Origin of the sequence: Sporosarcina sp. E16_3, from assembly GCF_017347125.1 — a bacterium.
In the GTDB taxonomy this organism is placed as follows: Bacteria; Bacillota; Bacilli; order Bacillales_A; family Planococcaceae; genus Sporosarcina.
Genome location: NZ_JADPRX010000066.1, coordinates 1 through 2,690, shown reverse-complemented (window position 1 = coordinate 2,690; position 2,690 = coordinate 1). Strand labels below are relative to the sequence as shown.

Annotated in this window: 1 protein-coding gene; it reads left to right on the top strand. The window is 39.3% G+C overall.

The features are described from left to right. Positions 1 to 738 precede the first annotated feature (738 nt). Positions 739 to 2,535 (top strand): group II intron reverse transcriptase/maturase, encoded by a 1,797-nt coding sequence (gene ltrA / locus I2483_RS19020; protein WP_207278628.1) that lies wholly within the window; start codon positions 739 to 741, stop codon positions 2,533 to 2,535. Positions 2,536 to 2,690: the final 155 nt, after the last annotated feature.

Below are 2,690 nucleotides of genomic sequence, written 5' to 3'. Positions count from 1 at the left end.
AGTGTTGTTTAACTTGTGTTCAACAATCGGGCCAGCGCGACAAGTTCTGTGATAAATGCCTTCGGCATGAAAATACAGGGGATTTAACATAAATCTTAACTTTACAACGGAAGATAGGAATGAGGAAACCATGTTTTCTGAAACTATCTCATCAATACTCCTGCGTGCTCTATGAATGACAGTTCTTAGGGTTCGAAGCACAGGTAGAGTCGGCAGAAGGAAGGCTGAAGCCATTCTTTCGAAAAGGTATGCCAACTGATATGCCGGATGGCTGAAAAACTAGATACGGTGAGTATGTTCCTCTGTAAAGGAACTGACGAACTTCTGGATTTAAGGGTCTATAGTTTGAACATAGTGAAAGCTATGTCCCATCCTGCGATGGGGTGAGTGGTGTAAAGTAAAATTTGGCCCTCTGAAATACACTATACTGAACAATGGCGGTATCCAGCTCACAGGCTTACAAGAAGCACCTACGTCTAGAACGAATAGCTATGTTGTAAGGGACTTGGAAAGTAAGGAACGTTGAAACGAAGGCTGTTACCTGAAACGTTTGCTATAAGACATTAGTCGAAATGCATTTATCTTTATGAGGGTAGGGGTACGACTGATGAAACTTCTGTAATGGAGGTGGAGGAACAGCCCCAAGTCTAGCGATAGGTAATAATTATTTTTCAAATGTGCATTGCACCGATCGGGTAAGAATGTGGGAACATCACTTCATAGAGGAATGATGCCACAGTGCAAGCTCTACGATATTGGGATTATTACGGGATGACGGACACTTTTACTGACTTACATCAACGAGCCAAAAATAAAGAATCATTCCATTTACTATACGACATCATCACGTCGAGGAATAATATTTTATTAGCGTATCGAAAAATTAAGTCAAATAAAGGGTCGAAGACCCCTGGAACCGATGGTAAAACCATCTTAGATATAGAGAAACGAACTGAGGATGAATTAGTAGAAGAAATACAAAGACTGCTCAAAAATTATCGCCCTAAGAAAGTCAGACGTAAACTTATTGAAAAAGATAATGGCAAGATGCGACCATTAGGTATTCCATGCATCCTCGACAGAATCATCCAACAATGCTTTAAACAAGTGTTGGAGCCAATTGCGGAAGCTCACTTCTATAATCACAACTATGGATTCAGACCGTTACGCTCTACACATCATGCTATGGCAAGAGTCCAATATCTAGTTAATCAATCAAAACTTCACTTCGTGGTAGATATTGATATTCAAGGCTTCTTTGACAATATCAATCATACGTTGCTTATTAAGCAGCTATGGAATTTAGGTATTCAAGATAGGAAAGTATTAGCTTGTATATCGAAAATGTTAAAAGCTGAAGTGGATGGAGAAGGAATTCCGACAAAAGGTTCTCCACAGGGTGGATTGCTTTCGCCGTTATTGTCTAATATTGTACTGAATGAATTAGACAAGTGGGTAGCCGACCAATGGGAACTCTTCCCCCTCACGAATCCTATTAAATCTCAGCCCGGCAAACGAAACGCTAAAATGAAGACTAATTTAAAAGAAGGTTATATCGTTCGCTATGCGGATGATTTTAAAATTTTATGCCGAGATTGGAACACTGCTGAAAAGTGGTTCCACGCTGTTAGACTTTTTCTTAAGGAACGCTTAAAACTTGATATTTCACCAGAAAAATCGAAGATTATTAATCTGCGCAAGCATAAATCCGCTTTCCTTGGATTCACAATACGTGCCAATCGTAAAAGAAAGAAACGTGTTGCGCATACATTTGTCAAAGCCGAGAAAATGCAAAAAATCAAAGCGGAGGCAAAGAAACGAGTTCAAGAACTGCGAATATCGCCAACGGCTCAAAACGCTTTGCGGTTTAATAGTTTTGTCTTAGGGTTACACAATTATTTTAACAGAGCTACTCACGTCAACTTAGCGTTCTCACGTCTTGCTTACGAAATAAGTGCGTTCATGTACAATCGTCTTAAATCTGTTGGTAAATATGAACATCCCAATAATCCTCCACCTACCTATAAAAAGTTCTATAGCTTAGGCTCTAAAACTCATAAAGTTGCCGGTGTATATCTCTTTCCTCTCGGAATCATCAAAACCAAAAACACGATGTGCTTTACACAAAGCTTAACTCCGTTTACCGAAGAAGGCCGAATACAAATAACCACCCGGTTGCGTATAGACGTTAGGCAGGAAATAGTATTGTTACTGGACTCAAAAATACCGACACGAAGTGTCGAATATATGGATAATAGGATTAGTAGATACAGTATGAAGCAAGGAAAATGTGAAATCACAGGCATGTTTCTAGAAGCACAAGACGTAAACTGTCATCACTACATTCCTAAGCATCTTGGTGGAACCGACAAATTCAACAATTTACGTATTCTCCAAAAAGAGGTACATAAATTAATCCATATGACCGACACAACTAAGATAGATACTCTCATTAAAGTTTTGGGTATAACAGAACCGATGTTAGAGAAAATCAACAAATATCGGAGGAAATGTGAGTTAGAATGCATTAAATAATCCAATTCAACAAGAGTAACTTGAAACTTATAATTAATAAAACCATCGCTAGATGGAGCGCGGAATGCTTGGAAACTGGCACGTTCCGTGCGGAGCAGGGGAAAAGCTGGAGATAACATCAAATGCTTACCTATTGCTACGATTGCTGAGGGGAT